The organism is Ketobacter sp. MCCC 1A13808 (genome assembly GCF_009746715.1).
GTDB lineage: Bacteria > Pseudomonadota > Gammaproteobacteria > Pseudomonadales > Ketobacteraceae > Ketobacter.
Map to the genome: position 1 here is coordinate 54,299 of NZ_VRKW01000005.1, position 16,359 is coordinate 70,657.

A 16,359-nucleotide genomic window follows, 5' to 3' on the forward strand; every position below is an offset into this window, starting at 1 on the left:
GAAAATCATTGTTAATAGGATATCTGTTTTATGACCCTGCTTTGGGTATTAATGGGCGCTATGGCCTTAGTCGGTATGCTCATGATTATTATTCCCGTGATCAAGTATCAGGATCAGCACGAGCTGTCTGGGGACGTGATCAATTCCATGGTTTACCGGGACCGCTTGAAAGAACTGGATCAAGACCTGCAGGAAGGACGAATTCTTGCCTCGGATTATGAGCCGTTAAAAAAAGAGCTTGAATTGACCCTGCTTGACGACGTCGAGGCCAGTCAGCCTGATCAGAAATTAAAGCGTTCCGGTCATTTGAGTCTGGTATTGCCACTGATCGTAATTGTTCCTGTCGCCGCCTTTATTGTGTACTGGTCCGAAGGTTATCGGCCCGAAGTCGGGCAGTGGTTCGACCAGCAAAAAAAGATGGAGCGGATACTTCCGATACTGATGGCGGGAGACTACGAAGCCGTTGAAAAGGAAGGGGTGGGGCTTGATGATTTGATTAGGGCGTTACAGAAAAAGATCCAAACTCACCCGGAAGACCATCGTGCCTGGTACATGCTGGGGCTCAGCTATTTACAGCTCCGCATGCCACAGCAGAGTGAACTGGCGTTTCGGCGTGCGTTGAGTCTGGATCCTGACAACGTCGATTACGTGATGGGTTATACCCAGTCGGCACTGTCAGCAAACGGGGGGGAGCTGACCACGGAAATTCGCCAGAATCTGGAGCTTTTGATTCAACAGCAACCGGATAACCCAAAGCCGTATATGTCACTGGGCATGGCTCTATTTCAAAGTGGCGATCCGAAATCCGCAGTCGGGGTATGGCAGGCGTATCTTGACCGTCCGCAGACGGATCCCCGGGCTGCTGAACTACTCCAAAAAAGCGTTGCTATGGCGCGCCAACAATCGGCTTCGATGCCAGAGGCCAGGTCTGAACACGCCGACCCCGCTGCGCAAACAGCGGTTAAGCCGGTAATTAATGTGCGTGTCGATATTGCCCCTGAGGTTAAAAGCCAGCTAAAAAGCAGTGACATACTCTTTATCTATGCAAAGGCGGCACAAGGTCCGCCGCTACCGTTGGCGGTGGTACGACAGCCGGTAGCCGATTGGCCGGTGGCAGCCGTTCTGAGCGATGAAAATGCGATGACCCCCACAATGACGTTGTCCAAATTTGATAAGGTGGTTGTGCAGGCGCGTATCTCGCCAACGGGTAATGCGATCCCCCAATCCGGGGACTGGGTGGGACCAACGCAGGTTCTGGAGCTCAAATCCGGTGCACAATCCGCGTCGCTGCGCATCGAAAATCGCATGCCTTAGCCAGAATAGGGCCTGTCAATAGAGTGTAAGAAATTCTTTTGAGGCTTTTAAAAACAAAGGTTTAGGTGCAGAGTAGGGGTGGGCTTGTATCGCAGCCTTTTCATGTGTATGTTTGGCGATTCTTTTCTACGCCGGTAATGTCAGTGTACTCCCCTGGCGGTGGACAACATTTAATTAATTTAACGTTTCAGGCAAGGCCAATAAATAAGGTGTACCGCATACTCTGAATGCGTGTTTTCCTGCCACAACAATAATGCGAAAGTAGAGAATACTAATCTGAATTTTGCAGCGATTTCCGTTTGTGATTTAGGCTTAATCGCGCCGTGCCCTGTTTTATACAACCTACTATGGAGTCAATCTCGATGCGTATCATTTTATTAGGTGCCCCAGGCGCTGGAAAAGGAACCCAGGCCCAATACATCACGGAAAAATTCGGCATACCTCAGATATCGACTGGCGATATGTTACGCGCGGCCGTAAAAGCAGGGACCGAGCTTGGACTAGCAGCTAAAAAAGTAATGGATGCAGGGCAGCTGGTTTCCGATGAGATTATTATTGGTTTGGTTAAAGAGCGAATTCGGGAAGCCGATTGTCAGAATGGGTTTTTGTTTGATGGATTCCCCCGCACTATTCCCCAGGCCGAGGCGTTGCAAGCGGCGGGAATCGAAATTGATCATGTTTTGGAAATTGCGGTTAAGGACGAAGAAATCGTTAAGCGTTTAAGTGGTCGCCGCGTTCATCCGGGCTCAGGACGTGTTTATCATGTCACTTATAATCCGCCTAAGGTTGAAGGCAAAGACGATGCTACCGGGGAAGACTTAGTGCAGCGGGACGACGATAAAGAAGACACTGTCCGTAAGCGCCTGGATGTTTATCACAGTCAAACAGCACCGCTTGTGGATTTTTATAAAAATCTGGCGGCTGAGGGCACTGCAAACACAAAATACAGTCGGGTAGAGGGTGTTGGATCGGTGGAAGACATCACGGCAGCAGTCATGGCTTCGATTAAATAGTCCGGATTCAGTTATTCCGATAAATTGTTACCAGATCGGAGCAGAGGAAAAGACACCTTGAGGTGTCTTTTTTTTTGTCCAGATTTGGATTTATAAGGGCTTATTTACGTTGGAACAAGGTGGCGAAGACGCGCCAGAAATTATAATTTAAAGCGAGCTTCAAGATTGGACTTCGTGGTTTTACAAAAGCTCAGATTGAATTGTCTCGGATTGAATTATTGCTCTGGAAACTTCATCGGCCACCCGCAAAAATTAAAAAACGGAATGCTCAATTGGCTGGCGTTTCCTGAAACAGAATAATTAAACTCAAAAAGTTACCCGGCCGGAAAAGCATAAAAAAGAATATTGTCAGTGCCGAAAGATTAAAAAGCCGATGAAAATTGAATGAAATTGAAAAAAAGTGGGGGATTTTTTAAAAAAAGGGGGGTTAAAGCTGGAAATAAATTAATTATTAAATAATATTGCCATGTGTATGTATCACATGCATTTTTTTTGTGCTACTTTTTCTTAAGCACATTTACAAGTAGTACTAAATGTGTGTGTCCGAAATATGCCATAGCTGAGGAGACAGAATCATGGCAAGAGCAAAAAGAGCGGCTGCTAAAAAGCGTCCTGCACGCAAAGCAGCACCAAAAGCAGCAGCAGTTTCTGCTAACCCGATGCTTGAAAAAGCAGAGGCAGCATTAACTAAAGCCCAAACTGAAGTAAATGACCTAACCAAGAAAGCCGCGGCAGCTAAGAAAGATGCCCAGGCCAAAACCAATGCAGCTAAAAAAGCCGGTACTAAAATGGCACAGCGTTCTGCAGAATCTGCAAAACGAGCCTCGGCTAAAGCGGCAGAGCAGCTGAAAGCGAAGCGCGAAGCACTGCGTAACGCCAAAGTTGCAAGCACCGTTGCTAAAGTTGAAGCCTCAATCGCTGAAGCAGAGCAAAAAGCTGCCTCAACGATCAAAGATTTTGCTGATTCGTTGGCGGCACGTGCTGATGCAGACATGAGTAAGGCAATTGCAGCCTTCGAAGCACGCTGGAAGAAAGCCCGTTCAACGGCTGATGCCAAGAAAGTGAAGGCGAAAGAGAAGAAAGAAACGGCGAAAGCAAAAGCGGCAGCGAAAAAAGCCGCTGCTAAGAAGAAAGCAATCGCGAAAAAAGCAGCTGCCAAGCCAAAAAGACGCGTAGCCAAGAAGCGTGTAGCGAAAAAAACGACTCCGGCCAAGCGTCCAGCAGCGAAAAAAGCACCTGCTAAGAAGCGTGGTCCAGCCAAGAAAACAGCTGCGAAAAAAGCGCCTGCTAAGCGGACTGCAGCCAAGAAATCAACTCGTGGTCGTCCTAAAAAAGCATAATCAGTTTTCAGACTGATTTTTTGCGTTATAAAAAGCCCCTTTCAGGGGCTTTTTTTTGCCAACTCAGCAAGGTTGGTAACAATGGAATGGCTGTTAACCTTCAGTTGTGACAATTTTTCTCAAATTTTGCGATATCTTCAGGGGAATTCAGGTTTGTAAACACCTGATTGTCACCAATGGTGACAATCAGCGGGTGATGTTGTTTACACCACAGCCCTAACTTACGCTCACCCCGCAAGAGAAATTGATCTATCGAGTCTGCAAGAGAGCGGTGATACAGCCCGAACAAGGGTTGCAAGCGTTCCGAGTCGCGGCAAAGCACCAGAGGCGCAGGCGCGTGGTTATAAAGCTGTGTCACCAAATCCTGTGGAACGAGCGGGGCATCGGTGGGAATAACAAGAGCGTATTCCGTTGTAATGTGTTTCAGGCAGGCAGCAATTCCACCCAACGGCCCCAGGTAGGGCGTGCTGTCCTGAATAATAGGAAACGGCAAGCTGTGGTAGCGTTGCAGGTTGCGGTTGGCGCTGATGACGATGTCGCTCACCTGGGGTCGGACTCGATCAATAACATGCCGGATTAACGGTACACCATTCAGGTCCAGCCAGCCTTTATCCTCGCCACCCATCCTCCGTCCTTCTCCTCCTGCCAGTATAATTGCGCTCACCGCAGGATGAACCGTTTTTGCCATTGTTGACTCCGAGTGTGGTACATTCCCGTTCAATCTGTTTTGATTTCCGATTATAACTGAGTTGCCATGAACCCCCACCGATCCGCTGATTCCTCTCTGGTAACAAAGTTATTGTCCGAGGCAGGTGAGCTTGCGCAGCTCTGGCCGGGATACCAATCACGCGAAGAACAACTTGGGTTATCACAGCAGGTAGAGCGAGCGATTTCAGAACGACGTTCCATGCTGATCGAGGCCCCCACCGGCACCGGTAAAACCCTGGGCTATCTGTTGGCGGCAATGACCTCTCCCGACAAAATAATTCTATCGGTAGGCAACCGGACGTTACAGGACCACTTGTGGTGGGGGGAGTATCAGAAACTGCAACTCATGTTACCACAGTCAAAATCGATGCAGGTTTTGAAAGGCTGTGACAATTATTTGTGTAATCATAAAATCCAGCAATCCCTGGAGACCGGCCATCCCTTGCTATTGGAGGTTTGGGATCACATAAACCAATGGCGGCTGCAGACCCGCAGTGGGGATTTACAAACTCTACCCCCCGCTGCGCAGGAAAAACTAACGCCGCTACGACGGCTCATCAGTGTCAGCGCCGATCACTGTCTGGGTAAAGCCTGCGCCTGGTTCGACCATTGCTTTTTCCAGCGTGCTCGCAGTAAAGCGGCTGAATCAGAGTTACTGCTGATTAATCACAGTTTGCTGCTCAGCGATCAGCAACTATTTGATAAAGGTTTGGGGGCGTTGTTACCAGAAGCAGCTGCGGTGATCGTGGATGAAGCCCATCAGTTACCGGATATGCTGGTGCGCCACAATATGGAAATGATTGACGGTTACCGTTTGCAACGCTGGTTGACCAAGTTGCGCCGTCAGTTGGGCGATGAGCTCCGCCTGTTTAGTGAGTTGACGCAGCGACTGGACCAGTTGGGGCGGGTTTGGCAACAAATTGAAACCCAATTGTCGCCGGCCTTCGAGAGCCAGGATTTGTTGGCGGTGTCCTCACGCAGTGTGCAACCTCTGCTTGATATCATGCGGCCCCTACAACAGTACCTGGAACACATTCAGGGGTCTGTGGCCAATATCAAAGAGTACCTCGCCCAACTCACTTTGTGGGTATCGATGCTAAGCCGTACCATTGAAGAGTCTGGTTTGCTCTATTGCGAGCGCTCAGGAAACTGGATGCGGGTATTGGCGGCACGATTAAATACACCTTTCACAGGGTTGCGAACATCTCATATCAGCTGGGTGTTTCTGTCCGCGACCCTGGCAGTGGGCGATAAATTTGATTTCGTAAAGCGGTCGCTTATGTTGCCGGAGATGGATGAGTACCGGTTTAAGGGCGCCATGGATTATCGCAAACAGGCCCGGCTTTGGGTGCCGGAATCGTTGCCGGATCCTGCAAATGAGCACTTCTATTCTGCCTGGACAGATACCTTGCTGGAGCTGGCCACTCAAGTGCAAGGTGGCATGTTGTTGTTGTTCTCAAGCCATAAGGCGTTGCAGGTTTGCGCTGAGCTGCTGCGGGGTAGAACCGAGCGGACCATCCTGGTGTACGAACCGGAATCCAACCGGCAGCAATTGTTGCAGCAATTCCGACAGGATCAGAATAGCCTGTTGTTGGCGACCGGAAGCTTCTGGGAGGGAATCGATATTCAGGGGCCTGCGTTGCGATGCGTGGCAATTGATAAGCTACCTTTTTCACCACCGGATGATTTGATGAATTTGGCGTGGCGGCATATGGCCCGCCAGCAGCAGCGTCATTGGTTTAATGATTTCGCCGTGCCCCAGGCCATTACGCGTCTGCGCCAGGGAGTAGGGCGTTTGCTGCGGGCACCGGACGATGATGGGCTGGTGGTGGTGGGGGATCGTCGGCTGTTGCGTAAAGCCTACGGAGGCCGCTTCCTTGCTGCGTTACCGGATATGGCCAGAGTGGAATCCTTAGCAGAAGCGATAGCGTTTCTCGAAGCGCACCAGATTAATGGCGTAAATACCTAATCAGGGTTTTTCAGCTATGTCGAAACCTGAGATAATGCGCAGCTTCTGAATCAGTCGACGAATTTTTGATTCTTCCATGCCACAAGCCAGGACCCAGATCAATATGCATAACACGACGCAGGCTGCCGAAGGCTCAATATTGGCTATTGATACTTCGTCAGACGCGTGCTCGGTCGCATTGAGTTACGGGTCTGAAACACGCCACCGCTATACTGATGAACCACGCAAGCATGCAGAGTGGGTGTTGCCGATGGTGGACGGGCTGCTTAGCGATGCAGGGATCAGCCTGAAACAACTGGATGCCATAGCGTTTGCGCGGGGCCCCGGCTCGTTCACCGGTCTGCGTATTGCCGCTGGTGTGGTGCAAGGGTTGGCATTGGGCGCTGATCTGCCGGTAGTGCCGATTTCAACTCTCGCCGTATTGGCGCATCAGGGCTATCGGGTGCATGGCTGGAAATCCATCATGGCAGCGCTGGATGCCCGTATGGGGGAGGTGTATTGGGGATGTTTTCACGTATCCGGGTTCGGTGACGTCATTGCAGTGGGCGAGGAACAGGTTTGTGTGCCGCACCAGGTGCAACCGGGTACCTTGGCAGTGCCTGCTTATGGTGTGGGTGGCGGCTGGATCTATCAGCAACAAATAGAGTCAACCGGTAGCCTGCCTGTGAAGACCGATGCCGCGATGTTACCGCACGCAACGGATCTTTTATGTCTGGCTCAAACGCAATGGCGGCAAGGTCATACGGTAGACGCGACGCAGGTGGTGCCGGTTTACCTGCGTAATAATGTGGCCGCAAAGCCGATGCCACCAGGAAAATAACAGGACAATGTATGAAACCATCTGACATCGACGGCCTGAGCTGGGATTATGGAACGCCCACCTATGTGCGCGAAATCGAAGTGAAAGATGAACATATCGATATTATGGGGCATACCAATAACGTGGTGTACGTGAGCTGGCTCGAAGAAGCCGCTTGGGGGCACTCACAAGCGTTAGGCCTGAACTGGGAAAAATACACCGAGCTCAACAGGGCAATGGTGGCACATCGCCATGAGGTGGATTATCTGGCCGCTACCTTTTGCGGTGACCGTCTGGTGATGGGTACCTGGATCATGGAAAACGACAAAAAACTGTCGCTGGTTCGCCGCTATCAGCTGGTTCGGCCTGCGGATGGAGTGACGGTATTGCGCGGTTATACTAAATGGGTGTGTGTTGCTATAGATTCAGGTAAACCCAAGCGAATGCCTGCTGAGTTTGCCAACGGTTATATCATTACTGCAAAGGAATAACGAATGGACAATGTATTTCAAGCACTGGTGCTTGCTGTTATCCAAGGCTTGACGGAGTTTCTTCCCGTTTCCAGTTCTGCTCATCTGATTCTGCCTTCCCAGATTCTGGGGTGGCCTGACCAGGGGCAGGCATTCGACGTAGCTGTGCATCTGGGCACGCTGCTTGCGGTGGTCGTTTATTTTTATGTGGATCTTAAGCGGATGGTGGTGGGCAGTTGGGATTCGGTCACCAGTCGCAAAATGAATCAGGATATGCATCTCGCGTTAGCGGTGGGAATCGCAACTGTGCCGGCGGTGATTTTTGGTGGTCTATTCAGTGATTTTATTGAAGATCACCTGCGCTCCAGTTTCGTTATAGCTTGTACGACGGTGTTTTTTGGATTGTTATTGTGGGCATCGGATAAAGCGGGCAAAGGTGAATTAAGCGTCGAAAAGATCACCTGGAATTTTGCGTTTCTCATTGGTTGTGCGCAAGCTCTGGCTTTGATTCCAGGAACCTCCCGCAGTGGCATAACAATCACAGCGGCACTGTTCCTCGGCTTTAGCCGGGTAGCGTCTGCGCGATTTTCCATGTTGTTGTCGATCCCGATAATTGTGGCCGCCGGCTCCCTGGAAACCGTAAAGCTGGCGGGCGGTCATAGCCCGGTGCCCTGGGATATTATGGCCCTGGGTGTCGTTGCTTCTGCGGTAAGCGCTTTTTTGTGTATCCACGTTTTTATGAGGTTGGTGGAAAGTATTGGCATGCTGCCGTTCGTAATTTACCGGTTGGCGTTGGGTGCATTTTTATTTGCGTTTGTGGGCTTAAATTAGTAAAACCCTAAGCTCGGTAGTCACGGCCCTCACTAAACGAAGCTTACCTAATTAGTGTTGTCGGGTTACGGCTCGGCCCCGTGGCAAACTTCACCTTATTGAATCCCGTGTTTCGACGTTTAACACCCGGTAAACAGAGGCTATACTAATCGGGTTTCAGTAATGTTCGCGAATGATATGCACACATGAAAATCAGCTCAGGCCCAATACAGACCTACGCCAGAACCGGTTTGCGCGAAAGCGATAACCAGCGGACTGCTGCGCAGCAGCTTGAGCGTGTCCGGCGCCCGCCAGGCCCACAGCAGAACAATGCCCCAATAGAGCCGACCACAGAAACCAGCCAGGCCAATCGCCAGGTGATCGAGCAAGCCCCTGTGGTGGCGATCAACCAAAACCAAGCCAGTCAACATTTGCACCGGATATACCCTGCGTCCACCGGTGAACACCTGCCACCCTCCAGGCAAACGGCGATGCACACGTACACTACCACCCAACAGATGAGCCGTGAAGCCCAGGGCAGTGGTGAGTTTCTGGGAACCATCGACCTGTTCGTGTAAGACCCTCTAAGCCAGTCACACCGATAGTTATAATAAGGGGAGCCCTTTGAGCCGTACTTGGATTGCTGTGGATCATCCGGAAATGCGTCAACGAATAAAGCAGTTGGGTTTACCGGTTTCCCATTTTGATGAATATTGGTCGCAGGAGGGTGTACAGGAAGAAGAGCTGAAAGCGGTGCTGGAGTGGCGAGAAGGTCAAATTCAGTTGCGCTCCTTGAACCCCGAATTGGGGTTGCCGATCGCAGTTGATTTTCTGCACGGCAAAACCGGGTTTCGATTTCAGCGGGCTCAGCATGAAATGATCGTGAAAGCGGTGGCAGGGCGGAGCAAAGACCGCTTAACAGTGGTGGATGCCACGGCAGGTTTGGGTCGTGATAGTTTTATTCTGGCCGCTGCGGGTTACAGTGTGATCAGTTGTGAGCGACAACCGGCCATCGCGGCGTTGCTTGCCGATGGCCTGGATCGCGCGTTGGACTCAGAGGCTGGAGCCCCGGTGGCCCGGCGCATTACCGTGAAACCCATATCGGCTTTCAGCCTGTTGTCGGATTTATTGGCAGCGGGCGATGAGCTGGCACGTCCTGATGTGGTCTACCTGGACCCGATGTTTCCGGAGCGATCCAAACCTGCATTAGTAAAAAAAGAAATGCGCATCTTTCGCGACGTGGTGGGAGACGATATAGATGCTGAGTCACTGTTGACACTGGCCATCAATGCAGCCAAAAAGCGGGTAGTAGTGAAGCGTCCGCGCAAATCCGGGGCGCTAATGGCGGCCATGAAACCAGGTTACCAAATTCTGGGTAAGAGTAGCCGCATGGACGTTTATCCGGTCTGAGCACCGAGTGGTCGCCTAAGTTCCGCGGCTATGCTTTTTCTTTGGTTTTATTTGTCGACGCTTCGTCGATTTCTTTCTCCAGATCCATTTCGGCTATTTGCTGAATGCTCTGTCGGGTATCCTCACCTAACAGTGAATGAGCATCCTCGTAGGAACGTAGCAGAGGATCACCAAATACCAGATTTCCGTTGTCTCCAACGTTGATAATATCGTTTTTTATCAGGGCCTGGATAAAATTACGGAATAGTGATTTATCGGAAAACTCAGGCCCGCTCAAGGTATGCAATAGTGACATACGCTGAGCCAGCATCGTGCAAGCATTCTCGAGCTGAGATCGATGCAGCTTTCCTGAGCCCGCCTTAATCAATATTTCAACTGTGATGAAAAAGCGTTCCAATGTCTGATGTGTCGTATTGGCCAGAATGGTCAGATGCATGAATTCGGTGGTGCGGGAATCCGGTGCCCAGACTTCTTCAGCATCGGCGATTAAATATCCGTATTCCACCAACACGGCGACGCATTGGTCTACGACTCCGGGTATATCGTCCGCTTTCCAGTGGATGAACAGTTCGGATTGCAGAAAAAGGTACAATTGCTGAATCTGTTTATACAGGACTGCGCGTTGCAGGCGCCGGTTATTCAGCACCAGACAAGCAACCAGGGAAATGACCGCGAACACATGAATGATGTTGTTACGATAGTAGGTCATTAAGAGGGATTTTTCGTCGGTGAAACGTATGACGTCTCCCAGGGGGTGTTTCTGACGGATATACACTTCTAACGTGTCGCAGTAAGCGATAATTCCGTTGCCGTCAATCTCCGGGACCACAACCTCATTGCTGTAGGGGGATTTTCGGAGATAGGCGAGACAAAAATCCAGTTGTGTGGCCAGGGCTTTTTCATCCATAGCTTGCTTTGGGGTGGAGAGCAAAACCAGGCTCAGCAGGTTGATGGGATTGATCACCGCAGCATTATTAATTTCGGTGATGATTTGGGTGCCGAGCTGATCGACGGCTGTGCTGACCCAGGGCGGTGGTTTGTTGTCGTTGTAGTCTGCTTTTTTCCAGTCCGGCTCAATTTCGGTAAGATGATCATTAAGGTGAATCGGATCGCCGAAATTGACGTAGACTTGCCCAAAAGTGCCGCGGATTTTACGCAAAGTACGCAAAATTCCGAAAATGGATTCCTGTTGTTTTTCTTTGCCGTAAAGCTCACCCAGGTAGGTGCCGGCTTCCAACACTTTTTCATAACTCACGTGCACGGGCACGAACACAAAATTCCGGCGCTGTGTGCGGAGGAAACTGCGCACGGTCATGGAAAGCATGCCCGGTCTTGGCGCTAGCAGCCGCCCAGTGCGGCTGCGTCCGCCTTCTATAAAGTATTCTACAGAAAACCCACGATCAAATGTCATATTCAGGTATTCATTGAATACGGCCGTGTAAAGCCGGTTGCCTTTGAAACTACGGCGTAGAAAAAAGGCTCCACCCCGACGCAGAATGGGACCCACTACCGGCATGTTCAGATTCACACCGGCCGCTATGTGCGGTGGCACCATGCGGTTGCGAAACAGGAGGTAGGACATCAGCAAATAGTCAATATGGCTCCTGTGGCAGGGCACGTAGATAACTTCATTATTGGTGGCGACCTTTTTGAGACGATCAATACCGGTAACAGAAACACCGTTGTATAATTTATTCCACAACCAGGTTAACACCAGGTAATAAATACGAATCACCGCGTGCGAATAGTCTGCGGCAATTTCTTCGGCGTAACTGCGCGCTGTAGCCTGGGCTTTTTTAATGTTCTTTTTCCCGGAACGCGACGCTTCGGCTTCAATTGCAGCCACCACGTTAGGCATACCCAATAGTGCGTTTACCAGAATGCGCCGGTGAGAAAGATCCGGGCCGATAACGGCCTCGCGCAAGCGGCGGAAATGAGTGCGGAAAACGCGGCTCAGTTTGCGCACGGTGCGTTCCTGGCTCAGGCCTTCCTGCATGGCGGTACGTAGCGACACCGGCTCGTCAAAATGCACGACCGTGTTGCGTCCCTGAATCATAATCATCAGCAATTTGCGGAATAAACCGGGCACACGCCAGTTGTCCGAAAACAGGATTTTAAATACAGAATTTTCACGCGCCGGTGCTTGCCCCCAAAACAACGACACCGGCACTAATTGCACATCCAGGGTGGGGTCGAGTTCCATGGCCTTGATCATGTTGACCAGCTTTTTGGGTTGCGACTGAATCATCTCCTTGCGCTGCCAGACCCAGCCCTGACCACTAAGATAAAGCGCCGCTCGCTTATGTTGAAAGCCGCCCACCTGCAGTCCGCTGGAGGGGGCAGGCAAACCCTGTGCTATACATTCCCGGTCCATGACCAAATAATCAGACAAGGATTCGCTCTTCAGTACATAGCAAACCGGCTTTTCGGCATCAATATTCAGCGATTCAATATTGTCTGGCTGAACCCGTGTACGCACTATCAAATATAAAAACTGCTTTACAATCCATGCGAACAGCAGATCCAATCCTAACCATCGTGTCATGTGAAACCTTTATGTTGAGTCGCCGGGCCTGCTCGGAAGCAGCCATTCAGAACTCGCAGAGTCTAATCCCTATGCCGCGTGTAGGCAAAAATCTATCATATAAATCCGTAACAGGGGATGAATTCAGTGGTAGCATCCGTACCCATCAGGGGCTAAGAACTTTTTTAAGTAGCTGTAGTCCAACCACCCGATTTTTACGATGAAACCCCTGAGCCTGCCAGGGTTCGCGGCGGTCGCACGCCAGGGCTCTGTGTCGAGGGTTCGTGTGAACTAAAAATAAACAGGGAAAATCATGATAAAGATAGACAACCTGACTAAATCTTTTGGCCAGTTCACGGCAGTGGATGGCCTGTCCTTCCGGGTTGCTCCCGGAGAAGTGCTGGGCTTTCTCGGCCCTAACGGCGCCGGCAAGTCCACCACCATGAAGATGATCACCGGATTCATGGCGCCGAGCTCCGGCAAAGTGACGGTTTTCGAAAATGACGCCAGCGTTAACCCGCTCAAAACCAAGGCGATCATCGGTTACTTGCCGGAAGGGGCCCCCAGTTACGGCGATATGACCACCGCTCAATTTCTGAAGTTCATCGGCAAGATCCGGGGTTTTCGGGGAGCAGAGTTGGCAAGCCGAATAGAGCGGGTGAAACAGCAATTGCATCTGGATCGGGTGATGGATCAAACCATCGACACCTTATCCAAAGGGTTCAAACGCAGGGTGGGGATGGCACAGGCCATTATTCACGATCCAAAAGTTCTTATTCTGGATGAACCTACGGACGGACTGGATCCAAACCAGAAAAAAGAAGTGCGCGAACTGATTGCAAATCTGTCGAAAGACAAGATTGTCATTATCTCGACGCATATTCTGGAAGAGGTGTCTGCTGTCTGCAGTCGGGCCATTATTATTTCGGGCGGGCGCATACTGGCGGACGGCACACCGGCCGAGCTTGAGGCCCGTTCCCGCTATCATGGCGCTATCTCCTTGAGTCTGTCTGACGCTGAGGGTGCCGAATCGTTGCTGGCCCGGTTACCGCAAGCGGGTAGCGTAGAAGTCGATGGCGGTAACCTGGTGGTGTTTCCTAATGACAAACCGGGTTTGTTTAACGCCGTTAACGATCTAATACAACAAAAGCAATGGCAAGTACGCGAGCTGCATGTGGAGCGTGGTCGTCTGGATGAAGTGTTCCGTACCATTACTCAGGGGGCCGCATGATGAACCAATTAGGTGTCATATTCCGACGGGAATTGTCCAGTTACTTCGCTACACCGCTAGCCTATGTGTTTATTATGATTTTTCTGGTTTCAGCGGGTTCGTTTGCTTTTTTCTTTGGCAATTTTTTTCAAAGTGGGCAGGCAGATCTGAGAATCTTTTTTAATTACCACCCCTGGTTGTATCTGTTTTTAGTACCTGCGTTGTCGATGCGGTTGTGGGCGGAAGAACGGAAGAGCGGAACTTTGGAGCTGTTAATGACGCTACCGGTGAGCCTTGCGGATATGGTGCTGGGTAAGTTCCTGGCTGCCTGGGTGTTCACCGGCATTGCGTTAATACTGACGTTTCCAATCTGGATAACGGTAAATTACCTGGGAGACCCGGACAACGGCGTAATTCTTGGTGGATACATCGGTAGCTGGTTAATGGCCGGAAGCTTGCTTTCCGTCGGTTCCTGCATTTCTGCTTGTACTAAAAATCAGGTTATCGCTTTTATTATTACTGTGGTGGTCTGCTTCTTTATGATGATGAGCGGTATGAGTATCGTGATGGATTGGATGCCAGGCTGGTTTGCCACCTGGGTGCTGGAATCCATCGCAGCACTTAGCTTTCTGTCTCACTTCAACTCCATTTCGAAAGGGGTTCTAGAAATCAGGGATTTGTTGTATTTCCTCATCATGATGGGCGGCTGGTTGATGGCAACCGCAATCGTGATTGACATAAAGAAAGCTAACTAAGGAGCCTCCACGATGCACATTAGCAAATGGTTTTCAGGTGCCGGGTTGGTGATCCTGGCGTTGATTGTTTTATTTTCCACATTATTTACGGATTGGATTTTTAAGGGTGCCCGAGTTGATCTGACCGAAGGGCAAATCTACACCTTGTCAGATGGCAGTAAAAATATAGTCTCCGAGCTGGATAAACCCCTTGAGCTGTATTTTTTCTTTTCACAAAGCACCACGCGGGAAGCACTGGGTTTGCGTAATTACGCGAAACAGGTGCGTGAACTGCTTGAGGAATACGTGTCGGCTTCGAAAGGAAAAATCAAGCTAACGGTGATTGATCCGGAGCCTTTTTCAGAGGATGAGGATCGCGCCGCCGCGTTTGGTTTGGAGGCGGTTCCGATTAATAATTCGGATACAGTCTACTTTGGTTTAGTGGCGCAATACGGCGAATTAACCGAAGGTGCCACTGCCGAAGAAAATGAACGTCCTACTTTGCAGATCCCTTTCTTTCAGGCAGAGCGTCAGCGGTTTTTGGAATACGATATTGCCAAGATGATCCACCAGGTCAGTCAGACGAAGAAACCGGTTATCGGTTTGCTGTCCGGGCTTCAGGTCGATGGCGGCTTCGAAATGATGACGCGCCAGCCTACGGCACCCTGGTTTACTTTCTCTCAACTCAAAGAGTTGTTTGAGGTGATGCCGGTTGCTGAGGACGTGCAGGAAATCCCCGTGCAAGACTATAACTTGTTACTGGTAGTCCATCCCAAAGAGCTCAGTGAAGAGACGCTGTTTGCTATTGACCAGTATGTATTGAGAGGGGGGCATGCGGTATTTTTTGTCGATCCTTTTGCTGAATTGGATCGCATGAGCGAGAACAAGGCGTCTCAAGATCTCAATCGGTTGTTCAATGCCTGGGGCGTAAACGTCGATATGGGTAAATTTATCGGCGATGCTCAGTTGGCGTTGCAGGTCAGTGGCCAGAATCGTCAACCTGTTCGCCATCTGGGCATTTTACAGCTCACTGACCAAAACCTGGCGCGTGATAGTATCTCCACCAGCCAGCTGGAAACATTGCATATGTCCAGCACTGGTTTCATTTCGACCTTGGAGGGGGTGACCACCAAAATCGAACCCCTGATGACCAGCTCGGAACATGCGATGCCTATTGATGCTGCGAAGCTGGTACAAATGGACGATCCGCTCACGTTGATGCAGGGCTTTACCCCGGATGGCAAGGTTTACTCGATGGGTGTGAGAATCACCGGTGAGGTCCAATCCGCGTTTCCGGAGGGGGTACCAATCAGCGAAGGCGGTGATGATACCAAACAAGGGAGCGAAGCCGCCGAAGACATTGCCGATGATGTCGCCGAAGAGCCGGTGGAGGCGGAGTCGGTGAAAGCGGTGACGGACAATAAACAGGAATACCTGCAGAAGTCCGGCCAACCGATTAACGTCGTGATCGTTGCCGATACCGATGTTCTTACTGATCGTTTATGGGTTCAGGTGCAGGAAATGTTCGGCCAGCAAATTGCGAGCCCGTTTGCGGATAACGGCAATTTCTTCTTTAATACCGTGGAACTGCTATCCGGAAGTTCAGACCTGATTGATATTCGCGGTCAGGGACGCTATTTCCGCCCCTTCACCGTGGTAAAAGAGATGCGACGGGCGGCCGAAGAGGAATTCCAGAGCGTTGAACAGGGATTGCAGCAGGAACTGCAGAATATTGAGCAGCAACTCACTGCACTGCAAAATCAACAGGGTGAGAACGGTGAAATGATTACCCTGACTCCGGAGGTGGAAAACCAGCTGGAAGAGTTCCGCAAGAAAAAGCTCAGTATTCGGAAGCAGTTGCGTGATGTGCAGCATCAGCTGAACAAAGATATCGAAGCCCTGGACTTCAAACTGAAATTGATCAATATTGCGCTTGTACCTTTTATCCTAACGCTGATCGTGGTGGTTATCGCCCTCTATCGTCGGCGAAAACGAGGTTAACGCGCCTATTGATATTCATCTAATCCGGCAGGCTCTGGAATCGCATCCGCAGCCTGC

Annotated in this window: 14 protein-coding genes; 12 read left to right on the forward strand and 2 right to left on the reverse strand. The window is 50.5% G+C overall.

The annotated features are described in order from the left end of the window. Positions 1-30: 30 nt before the first annotated feature. The 3 genes from ccmI (at position 31) to FT643_RS11460 (ending at position 3,667) form a co-directional block, all read left to right on the forward strand. Positions 31-1,314: a c-type cytochrome biogenesis protein CcmI gene (gene ccmI, locus FT643_RS11450; RefSeq protein ID WP_156871539.1), complete on the forward strand. Its 1,284-nt coding sequence runs from the start codon at positions 31-33 to the stop codon at positions 1,312-1,314. A 362-nt stretch (positions 1,315-1,676) separates the two neighbouring features. After that, positions 1,677-2,327, forward strand: coding sequence for an adenylate kinase (gene adk / locus FT643_RS11455; RefSeq protein WP_156871540.1), 651 nt, complete (start codon positions 1,677-1,679; stop codon positions 2,325-2,327). Between the two features lie 575 nt (positions 2,328-2,902). Continuing rightward, a complete protein-coding gene (locus tag FT643_RS11460; protein ID WP_156871541.1) occupies positions 2,903-3,667 on the forward strand; it encodes a hypothetical protein in 765 nt (254 codons plus the stop codon). A 100-nt stretch (positions 3,668-3,767) separates the two neighbouring features. Here the strand turns inward: FT643_RS11460 and mobA are convergent, their stop codons facing one another. Next, on the reverse strand, positions 3,768-4,355 hold the full coding sequence (mobA, locus tag FT643_RS11465) for a molybdenum cofactor guanylyltransferase MobA (RefSeq protein ID WP_156871542.1): 588 nt from the start codon (positions 4,353-4,355) through the stop codon (positions 3,768-3,770). Positions 4,356-4,421: 66 nt separating this feature from the next. On the opposite strand from mobA, the gene FT643_RS11470 reads away from it, so the two are divergent. The 6 genes from FT643_RS11470 (at position 4,422) to FT643_RS11495 (ending at position 9,833) form a co-directional block, all read left to right on the forward strand. Then, complete coding sequence (locus FT643_RS11470) at positions 4,422-6,344, forward strand: ATP-dependent DNA helicase (protein ID WP_156871543.1); 1,923 nt, start codon at positions 4,422-4,424, stop codon at positions 6,342-6,344. A 103-nt stretch (positions 6,345-6,447) separates the two neighbouring features. Further along, positions 6,448-7,164, forward strand: a complete 717-nt coding sequence (gene tsaB, locus FT643_RS11475; protein ID WP_156871544.1) for a tRNA (adenosine(37)-N6)-threonylcarbamoyltransferase complex dimerization subunit type 1 TsaB — start codon at positions 6,448-6,450, stop codon at positions 7,162-7,164. A gap of 35 nt (positions 7,165-7,199) precedes the next feature. Then, the gene (locus tag FT643_RS11480) at positions 7,200-7,634 is read left to right on the forward strand and encodes an acyl-CoA thioesterase (RefSeq protein ID WP_156871736.1); all 435 of its coding nucleotides are present in this window, start codon (positions 7,200-7,202) and stop codon (positions 7,632-7,634) included. A 3-nt stretch (positions 7,635-7,637) separates the two neighbouring features. Next, on the forward strand, positions 7,638-8,444 hold the full coding sequence (locus tag FT643_RS11485; protein WP_156871545.1) for an undecaprenyl-diphosphate phosphatase: 807 nt from the start codon (positions 7,638-7,640) through the stop codon (positions 8,442-8,444). A gap of 185 nt (positions 8,445-8,629) precedes the next feature. After that, on the forward strand, positions 8,630-9,001 hold the full coding sequence (locus FT643_RS11490; RefSeq protein WP_156871546.1) for a hypothetical protein: 372 nt from the start codon (positions 8,630-8,632) through the stop codon (positions 8,999-9,001). A gap of 46 nt (positions 9,002-9,047) precedes the next feature. Then, positions 9,048-9,833: a class I SAM-dependent methyltransferase gene (locus FT643_RS11495; protein WP_156871547.1), complete on the forward strand. Its 786-nt coding sequence runs from the start codon at positions 9,048-9,050 to the stop codon at positions 9,831-9,833. A 28-nt stretch (positions 9,834-9,861) separates the two neighbouring features. Here FT643_RS11495 and plsB read toward each other — a convergent pair whose 3' ends face one another. Further along, positions 9,862-12,378, reverse strand: a complete 2,517-nt coding sequence (plsB, locus tag FT643_RS11500; RefSeq protein WP_156871548.1) for a glycerol-3-phosphate 1-O-acyltransferase PlsB — start codon at positions 12,376-12,378, stop codon at positions 9,862-9,864. A 292-nt stretch (positions 12,379-12,670) separates the two neighbouring features. Here plsB and FT643_RS11505 point away from each other — a divergent pair, with 292 nt between their 5' ends. The 3 genes from FT643_RS11505 to FT643_RS11515 are packed head-to-tail and all read left to right on the forward strand — an operon-like array spanning position 12,671 to position 16,302. Then, positions 12,671-13,588 carry an ABC transporter ATP-binding protein gene (locus FT643_RS11505; RefSeq protein ID WP_156871549.1) on the forward strand — a complete coding sequence of 306 codons (918 nt, stop codon included), beginning with the start codon at positions 12,671-12,673 and terminating at the stop codon, positions 13,586-13,588. After that, a complete protein-coding gene (locus FT643_RS11510) occupies positions 13,588-14,322 on the forward strand; it encodes an ABC transporter permease (RefSeq protein WP_156871737.1) in 735 nt (244 codons plus the stop codon). The genes FT643_RS11505 and FT643_RS11510 overlap by 1 nt, the downstream gene beginning before the upstream one ends. A 12-nt stretch (positions 14,323-14,334) precedes the next feature. Beyond that, positions 14,335-16,302 (forward strand): GldG family protein, encoded by a 1,968-nt coding sequence (locus FT643_RS11515; RefSeq protein ID WP_156871550.1) that lies wholly within the window; start codon positions 14,335-14,337, stop codon positions 16,300-16,302. The last annotated feature ends 57 nt before the right edge of the window (positions 16,303-16,359 follow it).

Bases quoted from the DNA above. Each gene is read 5' to 3' on its own strand.
- FT643_RS11510 (WP_156871737.1), top strand. From the start codon at position 13,588: ATGAACCAATTAGGTGTCATATTCCGACGGGAATTGTCCAGTTACTTC.
- FT643_RS11505 (WP_156871549.1), top strand. From the start codon at position 12,671: ATGATAAAGATAGACAACCTGACTAAATCTTTTGGCCAGTTCACGGCA.
- ccmI (WP_156871539.1), top strand. From the start codon at position 31: ATGACCCTGCTTTGGGTATTAATGGGCGCTATGGCCTTAGTCGGTATG.
- adk (WP_156871540.1), top strand. From the start codon at position 1,677: ATGCGTATCATTTTATTAGGTGCCCCAGGCGCTGGAAAAGGAACCCAG.
- mobA (WP_156871542.1), bottom strand. From the start codon at position 4,355: ATGGCAAAAACGGTTCATCCTGCGGTGAGCGCAATTATACTGGCAGGA.
- tsaB (WP_156871544.1), top strand. From the start codon at position 6,448: ATGCATAACACGACGCAGGCTGCCGAAGGCTCAATATTGGCTATTGAT.
- FT643_RS11460 (WP_156871541.1), top strand. From the start codon at position 2,903: ATGGCAAGAGCAAAAAGAGCGGCTGCTAAAAAGCGTCCTGCACGCAAA.
- FT643_RS11515 (WP_156871550.1), top strand. From the start codon at position 14,335: ATGCACATTAGCAAATGGTTTTCAGGTGCCGGGTTGGTGATCCTGGCG.
- plsB (WP_156871548.1), bottom strand. From the start codon at position 12,378: ATGACACGATGGTTAGGATTGGATCTGCTGTTCGCATGGATTGTAAAG.
- FT643_RS11490 (WP_156871546.1), top strand. From the start codon at position 8,630: ATGAAAATCAGCTCAGGCCCAATACAGACCTACGCCAGAACCGGTTTG.
- FT643_RS11470 (WP_156871543.1), top strand. From the start codon at position 4,422: ATGAACCCCCACCGATCCGCTGATTCCTCTCTGGTAACAAAGTTATTG.
- FT643_RS11485 (WP_156871545.1), top strand. From the start codon at position 7,638: ATGGACAATGTATTTCAAGCACTGGTGCTTGCTGTTATCCAAGGCTTG.